The organism is Streptomyces umbrinus, from assembly GCF_030817415.1.
Taxonomy (GTDB): domain Bacteria; phylum Actinomycetota; class Actinomycetes; order Streptomycetales; family Streptomycetaceae; genus Streptomyces; species Streptomyces umbrinus_A.
Map to the genome: position 1 here is coordinate 532,841 of NZ_JAUSZI010000002.1, position 20,439 is coordinate 553,279.

The 20,439-nt window shown below is 70.1% G+C and carries 14 protein-coding genes and 1 pseudogene; 8 read left to right on the forward strand and 7 right to left on the reverse strand.

The window, feature by feature from the left end; translation table 11 throughout:
* Nucleotides 1-130: 130 nt before the first annotated feature.
* Nucleotides 131-1,147, forward strand: a complete 1,017-nt coding sequence (locus QF035_RS03100) for a LacI family DNA-binding transcriptional regulator (RefSeq protein ID WP_307517962.1) — start codon at nucleotides 131-133, stop codon at nucleotides 1,145-1,147.
* 89 nt (nucleotides 1,148-1,236) lie between these two features.
* On the opposite strand, the gene QF035_RS03105 is transcribed toward QF035_RS03100, so the two are convergent.
* The 4 genes from QF035_RS03105 to QF035_RS03120 all read right to left on the reverse strand — a co-directional run bounded on the left by QF035_RS03105 (nucleotide 1,237) and on the right by QF035_RS03120 (nucleotide 3,749).
* Nucleotides 1,237-1,356, reverse strand: coding sequence for a hypothetical protein (locus QF035_RS03105; RefSeq protein ID WP_373466920.1), 120 nt, complete (start codon nucleotides 1,354-1,356; stop codon nucleotides 1,237-1,239).
* Between the two features lie 31 nt (nucleotides 1,357-1,387).
* On the reverse strand, nucleotides 1,388-2,047 hold the full coding sequence (locus QF035_RS03110; protein ID WP_307530860.1) for an NADPH-dependent F420 reductase: 660 nt from the start codon (nucleotides 2,045-2,047) through the stop codon (nucleotides 1,388-1,390).
* 81 nt (nucleotides 2,048-2,128) lie between these two features.
* Nucleotides 2,129-3,064, reverse strand: coding sequence for an SDR family oxidoreductase (locus QF035_RS03115; RefSeq protein ID WP_307517964.1), 936 nt, complete (start codon nucleotides 3,062-3,064; stop codon nucleotides 2,129-2,131).
* 52 nt (nucleotides 3,065-3,116) lie between these two features.
* Nucleotides 3,117-3,749, reverse strand: coding sequence for an NADPH-dependent F420 reductase (locus tag QF035_RS03120; RefSeq protein ID WP_307517965.1), 633 nt, complete (start codon nucleotides 3,747-3,749; stop codon nucleotides 3,117-3,119).
* 286 nt (nucleotides 3,750-4,035) lie between these two features.
* On the opposite strand from QF035_RS03120, the gene QF035_RS03125 reads away from it, so the two are divergent.
* Nucleotides 4,036-4,947, forward strand: coding sequence for a LysR family transcriptional regulator (locus QF035_RS03125; RefSeq protein WP_307517966.1), 912 nt, complete (start codon nucleotides 4,036-4,038; stop codon nucleotides 4,945-4,947).
* A gap of 86 nt (nucleotides 4,948-5,033) precedes the next feature.
* On the opposite strand, the pseudogene QF035_RS56210 reads toward QF035_RS03125, so the two are convergent.
* Nucleotides 5,034-5,224: pseudogene (locus QF035_RS56210) on the reverse strand (hypothetical protein); the annotation flags it as partial.
* Between the two features lie 455 nt (nucleotides 5,225-5,679).
* On the opposite strand from QF035_RS56210, the gene QF035_RS03130 reads away from it, so the two are divergent.
* Nucleotides 5,680-6,177 (forward strand): peptidylprolyl isomerase, encoded by a 498-nt coding sequence (locus QF035_RS03130; protein WP_307517967.1) that lies wholly within the window; start codon nucleotides 5,680-5,682, stop codon nucleotides 6,175-6,177.
* A 443-nt stretch (nucleotides 6,178-6,620) separates the two neighbouring features.
* On the opposite strand, the gene QF035_RS03135 is transcribed toward QF035_RS03130, so the two are convergent.
* Complete coding sequence (locus QF035_RS03135; protein ID WP_307517969.1) at nucleotides 6,621-7,016, reverse strand: VOC family protein; 396 nt, start codon at nucleotides 7,014-7,016, stop codon at nucleotides 6,621-6,623.
* Between the two features lie 741 nt (nucleotides 7,017-7,757).
* On the opposite strand from QF035_RS03135, the gene QF035_RS03140 reads away from it, so the two are divergent.
* Nucleotides 7,758-8,570: an acyl carrier protein gene (locus QF035_RS03140; protein WP_307517970.1), complete on the forward strand. Its 813-nt coding sequence runs from the start codon at nucleotides 7,758-7,760 to the stop codon at nucleotides 8,568-8,570.
* 125 nt (nucleotides 8,571-8,695) lie between these two features.
* On the opposite strand, the gene QF035_RS03145 is transcribed toward QF035_RS03140, so the two are convergent.
* The gene (locus QF035_RS03145) at nucleotides 8,696-9,472 is read right to left on the reverse strand and encodes an IclR family transcriptional regulator (RefSeq protein ID WP_307517972.1); all 777 of its coding nucleotides are present in this window, start codon (nucleotides 9,470-9,472) and stop codon (nucleotides 8,696-8,698) included.
* Nucleotides 9,473-9,755: 283 nt separating this feature from the next.
* Between QF035_RS03145 and QF035_RS03150 the strand changes: the two genes are divergently transcribed.
* The 4 genes from QF035_RS03150 to QF035_RS03165 all read left to right on the forward strand — a co-directional run bounded on the left by QF035_RS03150 (nucleotide 9,756) and on the right by QF035_RS03165 (nucleotide 20,439).
* Nucleotides 9,756-12,710, forward strand: a complete 2,955-nt coding sequence (locus QF035_RS03150; RefSeq protein ID WP_307517974.1) for an AfsR/SARP family transcriptional regulator — start codon at nucleotides 9,756-9,758, stop codon at nucleotides 12,708-12,710.
* Nucleotides 12,711-13,006: 296 nt separating this feature from the next.
* Entirely contained in the window at nucleotides 13,007-14,185 is a 1,179-nt protein-coding gene (locus QF035_RS03155; RefSeq protein WP_307517975.1) for a hypothetical protein, read from the forward strand.
* A gap of 9 nt (nucleotides 14,186-14,194) precedes the next feature.
* Nucleotides 14,195-15,793, forward strand: a complete 1,599-nt coding sequence (locus tag QF035_RS03160) for a hypothetical protein (protein ID WP_307517976.1) — start codon at nucleotides 14,195-14,197, stop codon at nucleotides 15,791-15,793.
* Nucleotides 15,793-20,439 carry a DUF6603 domain-containing protein gene (locus tag QF035_RS03165; protein WP_307517978.1) on the forward strand — a complete coding sequence of 1,549 codons (4,647 nt, stop codon included), beginning with the start codon at nucleotides 15,793-15,795 and terminating at the stop codon, nucleotides 20,437-20,439. The genes QF035_RS03160 and QF035_RS03165 overlap by 1 nt, the downstream gene beginning before the upstream one ends.

The window sequence follows — 20,439 nt, forward strand, 5'->3', positions numbered from 1 at the left end:
AAGAAGTTGAAGCAACTTCGTTGCCGGAAGATGTCGCACCCCTACGCCCCGACCCGCCTGACGCTGTTGGCGGGTCTGGCACAATGCGCTGGTGGAAGCCGTTCGGGCGCCGCGCAAGCGAGGAGGCGACATGGGGGGCAGCCAACGCCCGACCATCAAGACCGTGGCCGCGCGCGCCGGAGTCGGACGTACCACGGTTTCACGAGTCATCAACGGCTCGGAGCTCGTCAGCGACAAGGCCAAGGCCGCCGTGCTCGCCGCCATCGCCGAGCTCAACTACGTTCCGAACTCGGTTGCCCGGGGGCTCGTGACGAGCCGGACGAACTCCGTGGCCCTCGTGATTCCCGAGTCGGAGAGCAGACTGGGCTCCGAGCCCTACTTCTCGGCGGTCATCCGCGGGGTCAGCACCGCGCTCGCCAAGACCCGCACACAGCTCCAACTGGTCCTCGTACGCGACCAGGCCGAGCGGGACCAGCTCACCGAGTCGGTGGCGGAGCGGCGGGTCGACGGAGTACTCCTGGTCTCGGTGCACGAGCACGACCCGCTGCCCGGTCTGCTGGAGGACATGGGCCTGCCCACGGTGCTCGCCGGGCGCCGCTCCCCCGCCGAGTCGCTCAGCCATGTGCACTCCGACAACGCGGGCGGAGCCGCTGCGGCCGTCAGGCACCTCCTCGCTCGCGGGCGGCGGACCATCACGACGATCAGCGGCCCCCTCGACATGGACGTGGCGCGCAGCCGGCTCCAGGGTTGGCGCGAGGCCCTCGAGAAGGCGGGCCACGAAGCCACTGAGCACCTCGTGGTCTCGGCCGACTTCACCGAGGAGGGCGGCGAGACCGCGATGCGTTCACTCCTTGAACAACTTCCGACGCTCGACGCCGTGTTCGTCGCCTCGGACGTCATGGCAGCAGGGGCGCTGGCGGAGTTGCGCAGGCAGGGGCGCAGTGTCCCCGGCGATGTGGCGGTGGTCGGATTCGACGACTCCATCATCGCCCGGCACAGCAACCCGCCCCTCACCAGCGTGCGTCAGCCCATCGAGGAGATCGGCAACACGATCGCCCGCATCCTCCTGGAAGAGATCAACAATCCCGAAGAGCCGCGTCAGCACGTCGTTCTTCCCACCGAACTCGTCGTGCGCGAATCGTCGTGACTGTGGGTCAACTTCCCGGTCCCGTCCATACGTTCGGCGAGCCGCTGCCGATCTCGGTCCCCGGGCGCCGCGCACCCGTACGCTCGGAATCAGCGAGGTTCCCGGCTTGGGTCGGTTGCCGGCAGGACCAGGCGGAAGGTGCAGCCACGGCCGGGGGTCGTTTCGAGTTCGAGGCGGCCGCCGTGCCCCGCAACGATGGCCGCGGCAATGGCGAGTCCGACGCCGCTGCCAAACTTGCGGTTATCGCGTTGCGGTGGCCAGTGCCGCGCGGATGGCGTCCTCTCCGACCGGCCAGCCCTTCTCGTTCGAGAAGGGCCCGTACGGGGTCCCCCACACCGGCGTGCCCGTCGCCTGCCGCCAGCTATCGGCCAGCGGTCCCGCGTCCACCACGCTGTACCCGATGGATTCGATGAATTCGGTCACCGCCGCCTTCGCCGGCGCGGAGTCCCCGGCGCTCGGGAGGTAGGAGCGGTCGGCCGCCCCCGCCGGGCGGGCGAGTGACAGCAGGTGCTTGAAGAAGATGTTGTTGAACGCTTTCACGACCATGGCGTCCGGGAGGTACCGCAGCAGCAGTTCGCTCGAGGTGAGCGACTTACTGTCGAGCTCGGGAATGTGCCCGTCACGCTCGGGGCCGTAGTTGCACGTGTCGATGACCGTCTTCCCGGCCAGTGACACGGCGGGCAAATCGGGGAATGCCTTGACCGGCACCGTGACCACGACGATGTCACCGGCCTCCGCGGCCTCCCTGCTCGTCGCCGCCGACGCCCGCGGCCCCAGTTCCGCGGCCGTGTCCGCGAGCGTTTCGGGACCGCGCGAGTTGCTGAGCACGACCTGGTGCCCGGCCTCGATGGCGAGCCGCGCGACGGTACTGCCGATGTATCCGCTTCCTATCAATCCCACAGTCGTCATATTCTCAGCGTCCCTCCAGAAGATCCGAACCCTTGCCGTTTGCCGGACTCGTTGCGATTCGAGTCCCTGCCGTCAACTGGCGGAGAAGTAATGGCCGTTGTCCAAATCGGCGAGCAGGCCGGGCTGAGCGGGTGCCCAGCCGAGGGTCCGGCGAGTGATGAGGTTGGACGCCGGGTAGCTCTGCGTGACTATGTTCGCGAGGAACCCAAAATATCCCGGCACCATCAGTACGTCCGCGGGAATGCTCACGGCGGGCAGGCCCAGACGGCTGCCAATGGCCTCGGCGATCTCGCGGAGCGGAATGCCCTCGTCCCCGACCGCGTGCCAGTATTTGCCCGCCGGCCCCTTTTCCAGCGCCAAGCGGAACAAGGAGGCGACATCGCGGACGTGCACGGCGTTCCACAGGTTCGCGCCGTCTCCGGGGTAGCCGACGAAACCCTTCTCCTTCGCGAGCGCGATCAGCGTGGGGAGAAAGCCGGCACGATCGGTCGTGCTGTGCGCGATGTTGGCAATCCGCACGACCGAAGACCGCACTCCCCGCTCGGCGAGGCCGACTACGGCGCTTTCCACGACGTTACGAACCCGCAGGGTGCCCTTGTACTCATCGCCGCCGGGAAGGGCCGGGTCTTCCTCGGTGGCCGGCCGGCCCAGGTTCCCCGGCGAGCCTATGCTCCCCGCCGTGACCAGCGGCTTTCCGGTTCCCGACAGTGCCTCGCCGTACGCGAGCATGATCGGGAGCTCCGCGGCGGCCACGGCGTCGATCCCGCCGGACGGAAGCAGGTCCTGCCTGTGCGCGACGTGGATGACGCCGTCGGAATCCGCGGCCGCCTCCTTGAGCCCGTCGAGATCCTCGATGTCGCCGCGACGCACCTTCGCGCCGAGTGCGGACAGCGCCGCCGCGGCCGTGTCCGACCGGGCCAAGCCGGTGACCTCGTGCCCGGCGGCGACGAGTTCGGGGATGATGTACGAACCGGAATGGCCGGTCCCGCCAGTGACGAAAACGCGCACGCTACTGCTCCTTGTGAATGATGTGGCGCGAGAAGTGGTGGTGCGGGTGCGCTCAGCTGAGAACGCTGACGCCGAGGAAGAAGTTGGTGTGCTTGACGGAGTGGGCGACAAGGCCTAGCTGCATCAGGCCGACGTTCTCCAGGGCCCGCGCCATTGCCAGCTCCCCGGTGTCCATCGGGCGCAGTCCCAGGCTCTCGATGAACGCCGACACGCGCGCCTTTGCCCGCGCGTCGTCGCCGGCGATGAACACGTCCAATGGGCGACCTTCGGCCGGGCCGGCCGCCAGAACATGGGAGAACAGGGTGTTGAACGCCTTGACGACATGTGCGCCGGCGGGGGCGGCCTTGGCGATCTCCTGCGCGCCGGAACTGCCCTCGGGGGTGACGAAGCCCTTGAAATCGGGGGCGACGGGGTTGGTGATGTCGATGATGACCTTGCCGTGCAGTGCGTCCCCGTACTCGCTGACCACCGCCGCCGCGTTGGCGTACGGCACGGCGAGGACAACGATGTCCCCGGCCGGGGCGGCGCCGACCGTCCCGACAGTGGCGCCGCCGAGCGCGGCAGCCACTTCCTTGGCCTTGGCCGGGTCGCGGCCGATGATCTCGACGGCATTGCCGCCGGCGAGCGCGCGGCCGGCCAGGGCGCCGGCCATGTTCCCCAGGCCGATAACGCTGATGCTGCTCATTGGTGCGCCTGCTTTCTGGAGCTGGATAGGACGCCATGCCCACCCCGTCGTTGTTGACGGTTGTGCCGTCGACGCAGTCGAATAACGGGACGGACGGCGCTCAATTCCTGATGTGCTCATTCTGGGCCTGGGCCCTGCTATCAAGTTCCGATGTCGAATTCTTATGCCGAATTCACTTCTCCCCCCGTTAGGTACTTATTCAGGTTGCCATTGGCCTGAGTGGAGTGTCCAAGACCTCTTTCAGTCGCGGTGATACCCTCAAGGCATCACCGGACCGGGAGGCGCCATGGATCTGGACCTGCGCAAACTGCGTTACTTCGTCGCCGTGGCCGACCGGTTGCACTTCGGCCGCGCCGCCGATGAGCTGCATATCGCGCAGCCGGTGCTCAGCCGACAGATCCGCGCGCTCGAGCAGGATCTCGGCGCCTCGTTGTTCACCAGGGATCGCCACGGCGTAGCGCTGACCGACGCGGGCCGACAACTGCTGGACGACGCCGGTCCGCTGCTCGCCTCCGCGCACGCGGTCCGCCGCCGGGTGTCCGTGGCCGCCCGCGGCAGCCGGCGGCTGACGGTCGGTTTCCGGGCCGGCATCCCGGTCATCCCGGCGGCGCAGGCGTTCGAGGCCCGGCACCCGGACGTGGTCGTCGACGTGCAGCGGATCGAATGGGACGACCAGGCCCCGATGCTGCTCGACGGCCGCATCGACGTCGGCTATGTGCGGCTGCCCATCGACGAGGCCGGCCTGCACGTCACCCCGCTGTACACCGAGCCGCGGGTGGCGGTCCTGCCCGCCGGCCACCGGTTGGCCGGCAAGGAGGAGGTCACCGAGGCCGACCTGGCCGGCGAACCTCTGGTCTGGCATGCCGACCCGAGCACGCAGCCCACCAGGCGCCCGCACCCAAACGCCGGATACCTGGTGCGCGGGGTGGACGAGACGCTCGAGCATGTCGCGGCCGGCCGGGGCATCTCGTTCCTGGCCCGTTCGGCGACCGTGTTCTACTCACATCCGGACGTCATCTATGTGCCCATCCCTGATCTGGCGCCGGACCAGGTGTGCCTCGCTGTGGCGGCTTCGCGCACCTCGCCGTTGGTCGATGACTTCTTGACCGCGGCGCAGGCGACGGCCCAGATCACGGCAGAATGTGGGAACTATGAAATGTGGCAGCTTGGAGGCGAAGCCGCTGCAAAGCACGGCTGAGCAGTCCGACTGACAACAGCAGCGCCGACAGGGCGCACGCGGTCACGGCGATGGCGAAGGCATCGAGCTCGGGGCGGAGGCCATGTTGGCGCACAGTGTGTGACCACAGTGCGGGGCCGGTGGTGCCGTTGCGGACTGCCAGACGGCGCCCGGCCGCATCGATCTCAGCAGCCAACTCGGCTACGTACTGGTTGACTTACGCTTCCAGCGCGGCGGCGAGCATCAGACAGGCAGCGGGCACGTCGCGCCGGGTGTCCTCGCGAAGCTCGTACGCCATGGCCTTGCGCACTCCGAAGTCGCCGTTGTAGACGATTCCGTCGCCGGGCGGTGTCCGGCCGTCGCGATGCGTCCCGCGGCCGCAAAGTCGGGCTCGCCAGGGAGATCCTGACGGGCCGTCGCGACGGCGGGCAGAACCTGGAAGGCGAACCCGGCCACGGCGCCGGTCACCAGCACCCCGCTTCCACCACCCGCCCCAGGCGGCCCGTCAGCCCCGCGAAGGTCAGCACATCCGCGCACCGGACCGCACCGGCCGCCGCGAGCAGCAGCCAGGCGGGGACGGTGAACAGCAGATACCTGGGCAGAAAGAGATGGAACAGGTCGGACGTGAGGAATGTCAGAACCGGGCGCTCGCCTCCGACTGCGGCTGCCAGAGGGCCAGCCGGCGTACGTCGGGCGGACGAAGGGGCCGGGGCGGTTTCAGGCCAGTACGCGGGGCCGTGACAGGATCCCCCTATGTCTACCAACGTCTTCTTCGACATCACCATCGACGGCGCCGCCGCGGGCCGGATCGTCTTCACGCTGTACGACGACGTCGTCCCCAAGACGGCACAGAACTTCCGTGAACTGGCCACCGGCCAGCACGGCTTCGGATACGAGAACTCGGGCTTCCACCGTGTCATCCCCGACTTCATGCTCCAGGGCGGCGACTTCACCCGCGGCGACGGCACCGGCGGCAAAAGCATCTACGGCCAGAAGTTCGCCGACGAGAACTTCAAACTCAAGCACGACAAGCCGTTCCTGCTGTCCATGGCAAACTCCGGCCCCGACAGCAACGGCTCCCAGTTCTTCATCACCACAGTCCTCACCCCATGGCTCGACGGCAAACACGTCGTCTTCGGCGAAGTCATCGAGGGCCAGGACCTGGTGAGGAAGATCGAATCCCTCGGCTCGCGTTCCGGCGCCACCCGCGCAAAAATCGAGATCGCCACCTCAGGCACCCTGGAGAAGTAGCCCCACCGCCCCGGGCAGCGGAACCGGCTCAACGCAGGCCGTCCGGCTGCACACCCACCCGCCCGCCCAGCCCGGGGCCACAGCAGAGCCTGGGGAACCGCTCGGAACGGGGGCGCACCCCCGAGCTACCAGGAGGCCCTGATCCCTCGTCAAGGGCGTTCCAGGGAGCGGTCGTTCCCTGACGTTCGGGTGCCGGACCGCGACACCTCGTGGCTGCCGGGCGGGCAACGCCTCGCTTTGGACAGGGTGCGCGGTTCTGGTGCTCATGGTGGTGGCGGTCAGGGGGGCGACGCGCGGACCCCACTGGGAGCCGTGGAAGAACTGGTCTGGAACAGCCTGAACGCTGATGCCACTGAAGTGCATGTCGAGTCGGAACTCAATGAGGGCTTCTCGGCAACGTGGCGGTTGCGATCTGCGGCGGGGTGCGGGTGCCCGCTCGCGGCCTAGTTCTGCGGAGCCAGGGTGCGTAGGACGCAGAACTCGTTGTCCTCAGGATCTGCCATGACCACCCAGTTTCGGTCTGAGCCCTGGACCACATCCGTCTTGGTGGCGCCGAGGCCGAGCAGTCTGGTCACCTCGTCCTCGGTGCTGCCGTCTATCGGGCTGACGTCGAGATGAAGCCGGTTCGTCACTGTCTTGCCCTCAGGCACCTGGATGAACAGCAGGGTGGGCGGCATCTGGCGGGCCCGAACATCCTCGACGGTCGGCACCCAGGAGCCGATCTCGACCTTGCCCTCACTCCGGTCGATCACCTTGAAGTCCAGGACCTCGCACCAGAAGGCCGCGAGCCTCTCCGGACCATGGCAGTCAACGGCCAACTCGGTGAACCTACTTGTCACGACTCTCCCAGATAGTGCGGACGGGGCTCAGAGTATTGGCTGTGCCGTCCGTCCGACAGATCCGAGATCGTCCTGGCTGACCAGGGACATCAGACGGGCTTGACCCGGCATCAGATACACGAGAAGCCCCTTGTGGGAACTGGTCTGCGAACGACAGGTTCCGGGTGGCCCGGCCAGGACTTCGCGAAGGCGCAGCGGCTGGCACCTGGTCGACCGGCGACTGCTCGGTACGTGGGCAGCGGGTTCACAGCCGCTGCCGGGCAGGGCCCGGGTGGTCGCGAACAATCCGGCGGCGAGGGGGAGTTCGTGGACGTGCAGATGTGAGGCGCACCGGTCGGTGTGATGCGGAGCGCCTACACCCAGGGCTGAGCAAGGGCACGGCGGGCCGCATCCGGATCAGCTCAACAGTTTGCCGCCGGGCTGGTCGAGCTGACACTGCATCTGGGCGCCCTGCGGGATGGGTTCCACGTTCGCGGACGGGTCACGCTCCCCGTTCCCTCCACGCACGTCCCCACCATCCGCCCGCCGAGGGCAACGCAGGACGGCCTGAAGCCGACGTCCAGGTGAACCCGCAACCCGGACAAAACCGTCTCCTGCCACAGCCGCGTAACAGGGGCCGCACAGATACAACTCCCGCCTCACCTCACCGGTCGCACCTGATGTGTCGCACATGTGCGCCACGGCGGAACCGGTGCTGCCGGGCGCAACTCCTCACGTCCCGACCCAAGTTGGAGTTGACCCGTGCCCAGAACGTCCTTGCCGACGCGGCTTGCCGCCACCGCCGCGCTCCTGCTCGCCGCAGGCACCCTGTCCGCGCCCGCCGCCTCGGCGAAGCCCTCGGACGCCGCCCCCGGCGACGCCTACATGCTGACCGTGAGCACCAACCCGACCAGCACCGACTACGACAACCGCCGCGTCGACGTCACCGGCACGGTCACCAAGGCCGACGGCACCCCGGCGCCGAACATCCCCGTCACCATCCAGGAGGTCGTCCGCTTCACCACGTGGAATCCGTGGGGCGACCCGATCGACCCCACCTACTACGAGCCGCGCGACCTGGGCAAGCCGGTCACCGACGCCAACGGGAAGTTCACCATCCCCGACGTCGACATCGACCACGTGACCGGCAGCAGCCTGCTCAACGTCCAGCACGAAGTGCAGATCACGGCCCTCTACGACGAGGACGGCGACCTCAACACCCCGCAGGACGGCTACTACGCGGACACCACCGTGGCCGCCGACGCCAAGTCCAGCTCCGTCACCTACAAGGTCAACAAGAAGAAGGTGAAGGCGGGCGACATCCTCACCGTCCAGGGCAAGGTCACCCTCCCCAAGGGCGTCGAACCCCAGGGCACCGAGGTCTTCCTGCAGACGTACTGGGAGCAGGAGTACGACGTGAAGACCACCTCAGAGGACGACGGCTTCTTCGTGATGTCCGTGCGCGTCTCGGGCTACGACGACACATTCGAGCTGCGCACCGCTCCGACGGACCTCTACGTGGCGGGCGCGCACCAGCCGCTCCCGGTCACGAACACCTCCCTCCCCCGCACGTAGCCCTACAGACGACGGCCCTTCGGGCCCAAGAGAGCCGTAGTCCCCGGAATGAGGGGCCTGCAGACCCGGCGCAGGGGGCACGCCCACACAAGCGAGGGTGCCCCCTGCGCACTCGGCGAACCGGTTCACCGGCCGCGCAGCGTCGCGCTGATGGTCCTTGCCGTGTGCTGAACGACGCCTGCGAGCCGGTCCAGGCTGTGAGCCGGATCCGTCACGAGGCACAACGACGCCAGCGGGACACCCCCAGGGCCGTGCAACAGCGCCGCCACACAACACACACCCGCCACCAGCTCCTCCCGGTCGAAGGCAACCCCCCGGTCCCGGATCGCCGCCGCCTCCCGATGCCAGGACGCGGGCAGCGGACCCAGGGGAAGCTGAGGACTCGCCCCGGCCACCAGCACCTTGCCGGCCGCGGTGAACCATGGCCAGGCCATGTCGTTGAGCAAGGGTCCGAACACCTCATCGGTCTCGCAGGCCGTCCAGTCCAGGACCAGCGTCTGGCCTTCCCGCAACACACTGAGCCCCACCACCGCACCTGTGGCGCGCGCCAGGCGACGCGCCGGCTCCCGCGCGGCGGATCGGAGCCCGGGATGCGGTTGCCACCCCTGCCCGAGCCGGAACAGCCGCGGGCCCATCCGGTACCCCCCACGGCATCGCTCCACGGCACCCAGCTCGACCAGTTGTTCCAGCAGCCGGTACGCGGTCGTCTTCGGCAGCCCGCACTTCGACGCCAGCTTGGTCAGTCCGGCCTCTCCGGCCCGCTCCACCGCTCCCAGCAGCTCGAAGGCACCCTCCAGTACGCTCCGCCCACTGCCGTCCGGCGAAGACGGCGACTGGACAGCGACGTACCCCGACCCGGGTTCGGACGGCCGATCCAGCTGCCGCACCGATAACTCACCCATCTCCATTGCTGTCGCCCCCCGTTGTTCGTTCAAGCCCATCTCCCCCAATACCGCCTCGCGCGCGGCCGCCGAGCGGACGGCCCCCGCCGCCCGTGCTCGAACCGGCCGTTCTCCGTCCCGGCACGGCTGCCGCCCCACCGGCTCGTCAACCTGCGCCTGGACACCGACTGTGCATATTCAGACTGAAGTCCGGGTGTGGGTCGGGACGTTGTCGATAGGTTGTCGCCCAGCACCGGCATGTGCGCAACAGGTGAAGCAAATCTGCACAGGGGGTGCGGGCGTCGTGGTGGAATTGCGACTTCTCGGTCCGGTGGAACTGTCGGTACGGGGCCGCACGGCGGAGGTCGGACCCCCACAACGCCGGGCCGTGCTGGCGGCGCTGGCCGTGGACACCGGCCGGCCTGTAGCGGCCGACGTACTGGTCAAACGGGTCTGGGGGACGGATCCGCCCGACGGGGCACGGCGCGCGCTGCATGCCCACATCGCCCGGATCCGCAGGCTGTGCGAGGAGACCGGTGACGCGGGGGACGTCCGGTTACGACTGGTGCGCCGGTCGGGAGGATACGTTCTGGAGGCCCGCCCGGACCGCGTGGACGTACATCGGTTCCGGCAACTGGTCGGCCGGGCCAGAGCGGCGGGGCGTGCGGACGAGGCGCGGGCGGCGGCCCTGCTGCGCGAGGCGCTCGGCCTGTGGCGCGGGGAGCCACTGGCCGGACTGGGCGGGCAGTGGGCTGCGCGTGTGCGCGAGGCATGGCGGCGGCAACGCGTGGACGCTGTCGTCGGATGGGCCCACCTGGAGTCGCGCGTCGGCGATCCCGTCACCGTGGTCGGCCCACTGACCGAACTGCTCGGCGAGTATCCCCTGGTGGAACCCCTGACCGAGGCGCTGATGCAGGCGCTGCACGCCGCCGGACGCGGCGCTGAGGCGCTGGACTGCTACGCGACCCTCCGGCAACGGCTCGCGGAGGAACTGGGCGCCGACCCCGGCTCAGGTTTGCGGGAGGTGCACGAGGCGATCCTGCGCGGAGACCTGCCCGGACCTTCCCCATGGCCGGCGCCCCGGGTACCGGCCGCCTCAGCTCCCACCGCCTCTCCCCCGCCGCGGCCGCCGTCGTCGACAACACCGTGGCCCGCCGGGACCCCCGTACAACTGCCCATGGGCGTACGCGGATTCACCGGCCGCGGTGAGGAGCTCGCTCGGCTCGAGGAGATCCTCGCCTCGGAGGCGGACCAGCCGTCTGCCGTGGTGATCTCGGCCGTGTCCGGCACTGCGGGGGTGGGCAAGACCGCGCTGGCCGTCCACTGGGCTCACCGGGCTCAAAAGGCCTTTCCCGACGGGCAGTTGTACGTGAATCTGCGCGGGTTCGATCCGGGCGGATCGGTGGTGAGTCCGGCGGAGGCCGTGCGGGGGTTCCTGGACGCCTTCGGGGTACCGGTGTCCCGTGTCCCGGCCGGTCTGGAAGCGCAGACCGGGCTGTACCGCAGCCTGCTGGCGGGACGGCGGATGCTGGTGGTGCTGGACAACGCCCGCGATGCCGAGCAGGTCCGTCCGCTGCTGCCCGGGGCACCCGGGTGTCTGACCCTGGTCACCAGCCGGAGATCGCTGACCGGGCTGGCCGCAGCCGAAGGGGCCCATCTGCTGACCGTCGGCCTGCTCGGTCCCGATGAGGCCCGGGAACTGCTGATCGGCCGGCTGGGCGCGGACCGGGTGGAGACCGAACCCGCCGCCGTACGGGAGATCGTCGGCCGGTGTGCCGGGCTCCCGCTCGCTCTGGCGATCGTCGCCGCCCGCGCCGCCGCCCAGCCGACCCTCCCACTCGCCGCGCTCGCCGAGGAACTGCGCGGGGCCGACGGCCGCCTGGACGCCCTGGACGGCGGGGAGGCGGCCAGTGAGGTGCGGGCGGTGTTCTCCTGGTCCTACCGCGCTCTCGGCACCGACGCCGCCCGGCTCTTCCGATTACTGGGCCTGCATCCCGGACCCGACGCCGCGCTGCCGGCCGTCGCCGCCCTGGCCGACGTACCGACGGCACGCGTCCGTGTCCTGCTGGCCGAGCTGGTCCGCGGACACCTGCTCACCGAACACGCCCCGGGCCGGTACACCTTCCACGACCTGCTAAGCGCGTACGCGGCCGAGCTGGTCGCCACGTACGACAGTGACGACGTCCGGCACGCCGCCGCACACAGGATGCTCGACCACTACCTGCACACCGCCCACAGGGCCGATGTTCTACTGACTCCCCGGCCCAACCCGGCCCCCTTGCCGCCCGCCCGGCCGGGCGCCGCCCCCGAGGGGCTGTCGGACCACCGGCAGGCGCAGGCCTGGTTCACCGCCGAGCACCCCGTGCTCCTCTCCGCCGTGGAACAGGCACCCGCCGCCGGCTTCGACGAACACACCTGGCGGCTCGCCTCGGCGCTCACCACGTTCCTCGACCGGCACGGGTACTGGAGGGCACTGACCACCGTCCACACCGTCGCCCTGGAGGCCGCGCTGCGCCAGGGCGACAAGGCAGGACAGGCCGACGCCCACCGAGGGCTCGGGCTCGCCCAGGACCGGCTGGACCGTCCCGACGACGCCCGCGCCCACTACCTGCTCGCGCTGGGCCTGTTCGGCGAACTCGGCAGCCACGCCGGGCAGGCCCGCATCCACCAGCACCTGTCCCGGATGTCCGAGGCCCTGGGCCACCACCAGCAGGCACTCGGCCACGCCCGCCACAGCCTCACCCACCACCGTGCAGCCGACGACCGGGCCGGACAGTCCGCCGCCCTCAACCACATCGGCTGGATCCTCGCCCAACTCGGCCACCACGACGAGGCCTTCGCGCACTGCCATCAGGCCCTCGACCTGGCCCAGAGGACCGGGGACCTCAACGGGCAGGCCCACATCCGGGACAGCCTCGGCTACATCCACCACCACCTCGGCCGGCACCCCCAGGCGGTCGACTGCTACCGGCAGGCCGTCGACCTGTTCCGCCAGACCGGCGACCGCCACAGCGAGGCCGCCGGTCTCGTCTCCCTCGGCGACACCCACCACAGCGACGGCGCCCCCGACGCGGCCCACGCCGCCTGGACCCAGGCCCTGGCCGTCATCGGCGAACTCGGCCTCCCCGATACGGATCCGCTGCGCACCGAACTCCTCCAGCGCCTCGGCCGCGCCGCCGCGGACGCTGCCACGCCCCGTCCCCGTGCCCGAGCCCGTCCAGCACAGGGACCGTACCCGCCCCGTCCCGCATCGACCTGAGGCCGATGCGGGTGCAAGTACCGGTGCCGGTGCGAGTGCGAGTGCCGGTGCCGGTGCGCGTGGCGATGCGGAGAACCTTCGTCCGGTCCGTTGAACGGAACAGAGCACGACAGTCCCGATGCGGCCCGCCACGCTGTCAACCGCGCGTCCTTCCACAGCTGGAGGGACCTCGATGCGGCAATTCGCGTCACACGAAGCGGGAGACAGCGTGCTGTTACACGACCGACCCGACGAACACAGGCGTCACTCCCGGCCGCAGCAAGGGGTCCGGCACCACGAGCACGGAGGTTCCGGCCATGGCCGATGAGCGCCTGCTCGCGTTGAAGGAACGGGCTGCCGCGCAGTTGATGCGTATCCCCGGAGTCACCGGCGTCGGACTGGGCGGCCGGGAGCGTGCCGGCAGGCCCACCGGCGAGATCGTCCTCAAGGTCTTCGTCTGCCGCAAACAGCCACTCGCTGAACTCACTGCGGGTGAGACCTTGCCCCCGCAGTTCGAAGGGGTCGGCGTGGATGTGAGTGAACTGTCCGTTGCCGCACCCGATGCGCTGCCCGCGCCTGCCGACACGGATCCGCTGCCCCCCGAGGATCCGCTGACTCCGGGCGCGTCGACCACCACGCACATCGACTGGGACACGAAGCGCTATCGCCCGCTGGTCGGCGGAGGACGTCTGCAGGCCGATGTGATCGGTGTCGGGCGGGGCACGTTGGGGTGCCTGCTGGTGCACTCCACCGACCCCAGCAAGGTGTACGCACTGACCAACTACCACGTGCTGGCGGCCATCGTCGCCGGGCAACTGCCCGTCGTGAACGTCACCAGGATCGGTCATCCGGGCCTGACCCCCAGCCCGGTCAAGAATCTCAAGGCCGGGATCGGTGTCTTCGCCGGAGGAGGTCTGGACACGGTGCGGGACGCCGCGCTGGTCCAGCTCGATGTCGGCACCAAGTGGCGAGCGGAGATCGTCGGGATCGGCCCGGTGACCGGCCCTTACACGGTCACGGTCGAAGACGCGAGGAGACTGGCCTACCAGGTGCGCAAGAGGGGCGCTCGCACCCGACTGACCGGCGGCATCGTCGAATCCGTCAACACGACCATCACTTCAAGGACCGACGGCGTCCTGACCACGCGCAACAACGTGCTGGTCGTGAAGCCGAACCCGAACGACACGATTCGCCCGGGCGGGACATTGATCTTCTCCGACGGAGGCGACTCCGGCAGCGTCGTGGTCAACGACAACGCACAGGTCGTCGCACTGCACTACGGATCGGACGAGCCTGCCCCCGGTGTCACCGTACGCAAGGGATGCGCCCTCCCGATCGACCAGATCCTCCAGCGGTTCCAAGACCTGGAGAGGCTGCCCGTCCAGCTCGCCACGGCGGCCAAGAACGGCCAGGTCCACGTCGTGCCCAAGGCGCAGCCGACGGCCGCACCACCTGAACCCGGCCCGGCGGCGCCCGGCGCGCCCGCCGAGCGCTGAGGAGGCATCATGCCCGAGACCGAACCGGGTCGTCCCGACTACGAGGCCATCGAGCGGATCAAGCAGGACGCGACCCCGCGGCTGCTCGCCGTCCCCGGCGTGACCGCCGTGGCACTCGGCGCGAAGGTGGTCGCCGGCCGGCCGACCGACACACCCTCCATCAAGGTCTTCGTCCGCGACAAACGCCCGGCCGCCAAGGTCCCACCGGACGAACTGATCCCGGCGGACATCGACGGCGTCCCCACCGACGTGGAGACCGGCGGCGACCTGACCCCGCTGGCCGCTCCTCCCACCGGTGTGCTCAACGCGACGCGGCTGGCCCTGGACTCCAAGACATACCGACCGGTGATCGGCGGGGGCACACTCACCACCGCGGGCAGCAGCGCTTCGGGCACGCTCGGCTGTCTGCTGTGGGACGCGGCCAACCCCCACGTGGGCTACGCGCTCACCAATCAGCACGTCGCCCATCCTCCGGACATCCGGACCATGGAGAAGGACCGGACCGAGATCGGCCAGCCGGACGGCGATCGCCTCAGCAAGAACTGCTGCAACGACATCATCGGAGTCTGGGCCGGTGGCGACAAGAACGCCGACCGCGACGAGGCGGTGGTCCGGTTGTCGCCGGGCATGAAGTGGAAGGCCGAGATCGCCGGGATCGGACGGGTGGCGGGAATACACGAACTCACCCGGGAAGAGGGCAACAGCAAGTCGTACCAGGTACGCAAGCGGGGCGCCGTCACCCGCCTGACCGGCGGATTCATCACCGGTTTCACCGCTACGACGAACGAAATCCAGAACATGATCATCATCACGCCGAACCCGCACCCCAACGCCGGGCCGCGTGACACCACCTTCTTCGCCTACGACGGCGATTCGGGAAGCGTGCTGGTCAACGACGCGAACGAAGTCGTCGGGCTGCTCCACCACAAGGACGGCGGCGGACGCGGGTGGGCCACCCCGATCACCCATGTTCTCGCCCGGCTCGCCGAGCACGAGAAACTCGACCTCCAGGTGGCCACCTCACCGCCCGGCGTCCCCATCCAGGTTCACACAGTGCCGGGCGGCCCCACGGTCGCGGTGCCGCACGAGGTGGCCCAACAGGTCGCCGCCGACCCCGCGATGCGCAGCACGTTCCAGGGCAGCGGCGACCGGGCACCGCTCGGACGCCCGTGGTTCACCGACGTCCCGCCGCCCGCCGACGCCCTCGCCCACGTCCGCGCCGACCTCGACGGGTCGTCGGCCGGCCGGCTCCTCGGCGCCCTGTGGGCGACCCATCGCACGGAACTGACCAGGCTGGTGACCAGCGACCGGCGGGTCATGATCGTGTGGCACCGAGGCGGTGGCGCGGCACTGGTCCAGTTGCTGCTGCGCATGCTCACCCATACGGACCGGACGCTGCCCGAGACGCTGAACGGCGAGCCTCTGATGACCTGCCTGGACCGTCTGCACAGCCGGTTGGCCCAGTACGCGTCACCGGCCCTGCGCACTGATCTGGACCGGGCGCGCGCTGTCCTGCCGGATCTGGCGGGGCTGTCCTACCAGGGGATCGTCGACGCACTCGCGGACGTCTCCCAGCGGAACGCCGACCAGCAAGGAGCTGATCAGTAATGCCTGATCAGGCCGGAAGTCTCGAACGCCTGGCCCTTCTGCTGGCCGAGATACTGACCCAGGTCACCAACCAGTTCGGCGACGCCGGGGTACTGGACACCTTCGACCAGCTCGGGGTGCACTTTCCCGACGAGTTGCTGACCAACGCCACGATCACCGCCGCCCGGCGGACGGTTTTCGACGGGGGCGCCGACCTCAGAGGGCTGACCGCGAAGCTGCTCACGGCGATCGACGGCGGGGACACCGACGGCATCGTGGCCGCCTCGCTCGCGCTGGTCACCCAGTGCGGTCGGGTCACCGCGTCCTTCTCCCAACTGGCCGACGCGCTGGGCACGGCCGGGGCGACACTGCCCGGCGTCAGCAAGGTACAGATCGACGCGCTGGTGCAGGACCTGCCGCGCAGGATCACCGACCTGCTCCTCGCGGACCTGGCGGAGGTGTCCGGGCCCGTGGCCGCGGTGCTCGAGGTCCTGGGCGTCGTGGACCGTGTGTTCAGCCCGGGTGACCCCGCCGATCCCACCCGGCCGCCCCACGAGGCGGTCACCGTGCACCTGGACCGGCTGCTGCCCGCGATCGCGGACCCGGTGCGGCAGTTGGGGCGTCTGTACGGGTGGGGTACGGCGTCGTTCGACGCCGCCGGGCTGCTCACCGTCCTGGAGTCGGTCACCGCCCGGCTCGGCCTTCCTGTGGTCCTGGTCCCCGGGTCCGCGACCACCCCGCCGGAGTTGCAGGTCTTCGCCGTCGACCTGGGACCGAGTGCGGACGGGGCCGGTCTGCGGGTCGGCATGGTGCTGCCCGCCGAAGGCCAGGGCGGGTTCGACATACCGCTCTCGCCGCCGACCTGGTCCGCGCATGTCGAGGCCACCGGCAGGGTGGTGGCCGAGAGCGCCGGTGAGATACGGCCGCCCTTCGACGTCAGCATGAGGCCACCGTCCGGCGGAGCGACCGAACTGATAGGCTCGGTCGCCTTCAGCGTGCATGCGCAACCCGCCGAGCCGTTCCTGTTGTTGGGCGTGGCGGGCGGCAGTCGGCTCGACTTCACCTCGGCGCGGGTGGACGGCGGCGTCAGGCTTCAGCTCGACCCGGTCACGGGAGAGGCCACCGCGACGCCGGAGGTCGTCGGTGAGATCACCGGTGGTCGGCTGGTCATAGACACCGCGGAGGCGGACGGCTTCATCGCCGCGGTCCTCGGCGGCCAGAGGCTCCAGTCCGATTTCGGCGTCGGGTTCTCGTTCACCCCGGACTCCGGGCTGCGCTTCCACGGCAGCGGCGGCCTGGAGATCCGGCTCCCGGTGCATGCCGCGCTCGGCCCCGTCGAGATGCAGGCCGTGTACCTGCGGGTGGAGATCGCTGACGACGGGGCGGTCCCCGTCGAACTGTCCGCCGCCTTCTCCGCGGCACTGGGCCCGGTGCGGGCGAGCGTGGACCGGATCGGTGTTCGGGCCGAACTGACCTTCCCCGAGGGCGGCGGCAATCTCGGCCCGGCCGACCTGGCGTTCGGCTTCAAGCCGCCGAGCGGCGTCGGCCTGGCGGTGGACGCCGGCGGAATCAGCGGCGGCGGTTTCCTCGACTTCCACCCCGACCGGGGAGAGTACTCGGGAGCGCTGGAGCTGGAGTTCGCGGATTTCCTGGCGCTCAAAGCCATCGGGCTGATCACAACCCGGCAGCCGGACGGGTCGCGCGGCTTCTCGCTGCTGATCGTGCTGACCGGCGAGTTCGGCAAGGGGATCCAGTTGGGGTACGGGTTCACCCTGCTCGCGGTCGGCGGTCTCATCGGACTGAACCGCGGGATGAATCTGCAGGCGCTGGTCGAGGGCGTACGGACCGGGTCCATCGAATCCGTGGCGTTCCCCCGGGACGTGATCGCGAACGCGCCACGGATCCTGTCGGACCTCAACCGGTTCTTCCCGCCGGAGCAGGGCACGTTCCTCATCGGCCCGATGGCGAAGATCGGCTGGGGCACGCCGACCCTGGTGAGCATCTCGCTGGGTGTGATCATCGAGGTCCCCGGCAACATCGCCGCCCTCGGTGTGCTGCGGGCCGCGCTCCCCACCGCGGACCAGGCGCTGCTGGTCGTCCAGGCCCAGTTCGTCGGCGCGCTGGAACTGGACAAGTCACGGCTGTGGTTCTTCGCGCGGTTGTTTGAGTCGCGCATACTGACCATGACTGTCGACGGTGGCATGGGCGTGCTCGTGGCCTGGGGCGACAACCCCGACCTGGTCGTCACCGTCGGCGGATTCCATCCGGCGTACCGGCCACCGCCGCTGCCGTTCCCGATCCCGGACCGGCTGTCGGTGGACCTGCTGAACCGGCGCAACCAACTCATCCGGGTGAGCGGCTACTTCGCCATCACCAGCAACACCGTCCAGTTCGGGGCCAAGGCCGAACTGAAGCTCGGCTTCAGCGCCTTCGGCGTCGAGGGGCATCTCGGCTTCGACGCGCTGTTCCAGTTCTCCCCGTTCCGGTTCGCCATCCGCATCTCCGCCGACGTCACGCTCAAGGCGTTCGGGGTCGGCGCGTTCGGCATCGACCTGGACTTCCAGCTGGAGGGCCCTGCGCCATGGCGGGCGCACGGGCGGGGTTCGATCGGGTTCCTGTTCTTCTCGGTCTCCGCGAACTTCGACATCACCTGGGGCGAGGAGCGGGACACCACGCTGCCGCCGATCGCCGTGCTGCCCCTGCTGGCGGCCGAGATCCGCAAGACCGAGGGCTGGGAGACCCGGTTGCCGTCCGGAGGCAACCGGGCGCTGGTCACTCTCCGGCAACTGCCGGACACCGACGACCTGGTGCTGCACCCGCTCGGGACGCTATTCGTCCGGCAGCGGGCGCTGCCGCTGAATGTCCGACTGGACCGTATCGGCGGTCAACGGGCGAGCGACGGACGGCGGTTCAGCGTCGCACCGGTGCCGGACAGCGGGCTGGAGCGGGTATCCGACACCGGCGACAGGTTCGCGATGGCTCAGTTCCAGACCATGTCCGACGCGGCCAAGCTGTCCCGGCCGTCGTACGAGACACAGGACGCGGGCCTTGAACTGACCGCCACCTCCGGCACATTGGCCTCGGCCCGGGTGGTGCGCCGCAGCGCCCGGTACGAGCTGCACATCATCGACAGCGGGACGGCCACCTCACCGACGGCCGCGCGGCGCCGGAACACCGAGTCGCGCGCCACCGTCGCGGCCGCCACCGGGCCGAAGCGGTTCCACAACGTCAGCGGCGCCGTGTTCGACGAGTTGCTGAGCGGCAGCAGCACCAGCCGCGCCGCGCTGTCCCAGCGGCAGGAGCGACTGCGGCAGCCGTTCGCCACCACGGACACCGTCCGGGTGACCGAGCAGCGGTTCGTCGTCGCGTACGTCAAGAGCAACCGGCAGGCGTTCCCGCCCGGTTCGCTGGAGCGGCCGTCACGGGGCGCCGCGGCGACCTTCCGGAGCCTGACCACCGCGCAGGACGCACTCGCCGACTTCGTCGAGGCCGATCCCGGGCTCACCGGCCGACTGCACGTCATCCCGGCGTCGGAGGCCGCCGCGTCACCGGCCGTTCCCGGCACATGGTCCGACGCCGGCCTGCTGCCCGTTCCCGCGTCCGACGTGGACCTGATACCGCTGACGAACGGCCGCATCCTGCTCGCCGGCGGGACCGGTCCGACCGGGGCGCCGCTCGCCGCGACCGCACTGTTCGATCCGACGGCCGACGCGTGGTCGTCCGGTCCGCCGCTCACCACAGGCCGCCGGCGGAACACCACGACCGCGCTCGCCGACGGCCGGGTGCTCGCGCTCGGCGGGCGCACCACCACGGCCCCGCTCGCCTCGGCCGAGGCCTTCGACCCGGCCGCCGGGACCTGGACGCCGCTTCCCGCGTCGATGGGAACGGCCCGGTACGGGCACACCGCGACCCGGCTCAAGGACGGCCGACTGCTGGTCGCCGGCGGCATCGGTGTCCGGCCCGGCCAGGAGGACGGGGCGCTCGCGTCCGCCGAGCTGTTCGACCCGGCCACCTCGGCCTGGGCCGCGGTCGCACCGATGACCGACGCCAGGACCGGCCACCAGGCCGTACTCCTGCGTGACGGCCGGGTGCTGGTCGTCGGCGGGGCGCTGTCCACCGGGCGCGGTCGCCAGCACGCACTCGCGTACTGCGAGCTGTACGACCCGGCCACGCGCAGCTGGACGCCGACGGGCAGCCTCGCCCAGGCCCGCAAAGGTCATCAGACGACAGTGCTGCCCGACGGCCGGGTGCTGGTCACCGGCGGCGATCCGGTGGTTGCTCCTGACGGCACTCTCGATCCGCACAGCCTGGTCAGCGCTGAGCTGTACGCCCCCGAGACCGGGATGTGGACCGCGGCGGCAGACATGCCTGGCGGCGGTCGCAGCAGCCACCGGAACCTGTTGCTCCGATCCGGGATCGTCCTGGCCATCGGCGGCACCGGCGCGCCCGAGCTCACGGCCGGCCACCGCTCCGTCGTCGGCTACAGCCCCAAGAAGGACGCCTGGACCACGATCGGCGGCCTCGGTCTCGGCCGGTTCGCCCTCGGCGCGGTCGAACTGGCCGACGACCGGGTGCTGGTCGCCGGCGGTGTGGCGGCGGCCGGCGCGGCCGCCGAGAGCATCGACGCCGTCCAGGCCGCCGACACCGGCGAGGTGCTCATCCCATGA

What these genes read in the sequence shown, in the direction of transcription:
- QF035_RS03100 (WP_307517962.1), top strand. Translation starts at nt 131, where the DNA reads ATGGGGGGCAGCCAACGCCCGACCATCAAGACCGTGGCCGCGCGCGCC.
- QF035_RS03120 (WP_307517965.1), bottom strand. Translation starts at nt 3,749, where the DNA reads ATGAGCAGCATCAGCGTTATCGGCCTGGGGAACATGGCCGGCGCCCTG.
- QF035_RS03125 (WP_307517966.1), top strand. Translation starts at nt 4,036, where the DNA reads ATGGATCTGGACCTGCGCAAACTGCGTTACTTCGTCGCCGTGGCCGAC.
- QF035_RS03130 (WP_307517967.1), top strand. Translation starts at nt 5,680, where the DNA reads ATGTCTACCAACGTCTTCTTCGACATCACCATCGACGGCGCCGCCGCG.
- QF035_RS03145 (WP_307517972.1), bottom strand. Translation starts at nt 9,472, where the DNA reads ATGGGTGAGTTATCGGTGCGGCAGCTGGATCGGCCGTCCGAACCCGGG.
- QF035_RS03155 (WP_307517975.1), top strand. Translation starts at nt 13,007, where the DNA reads ATGGCCGATGAGCGCCTGCTCGCGTTGAAGGAACGGGCTGCCGCGCAG.
- QF035_RS03160 (WP_307517976.1), top strand. Translation starts at nt 14,195, where the DNA reads ATGCCCGAGACCGAACCGGGTCGTCCCGACTACGAGGCCATCGAGCGG.
- QF035_RS03165 (WP_307517978.1), top strand. Translation starts at nt 15,793, where the DNA reads ATGCCTGATCAGGCCGGAAGTCTCGAACGCCTGGCCCTTCTGCTGGCC.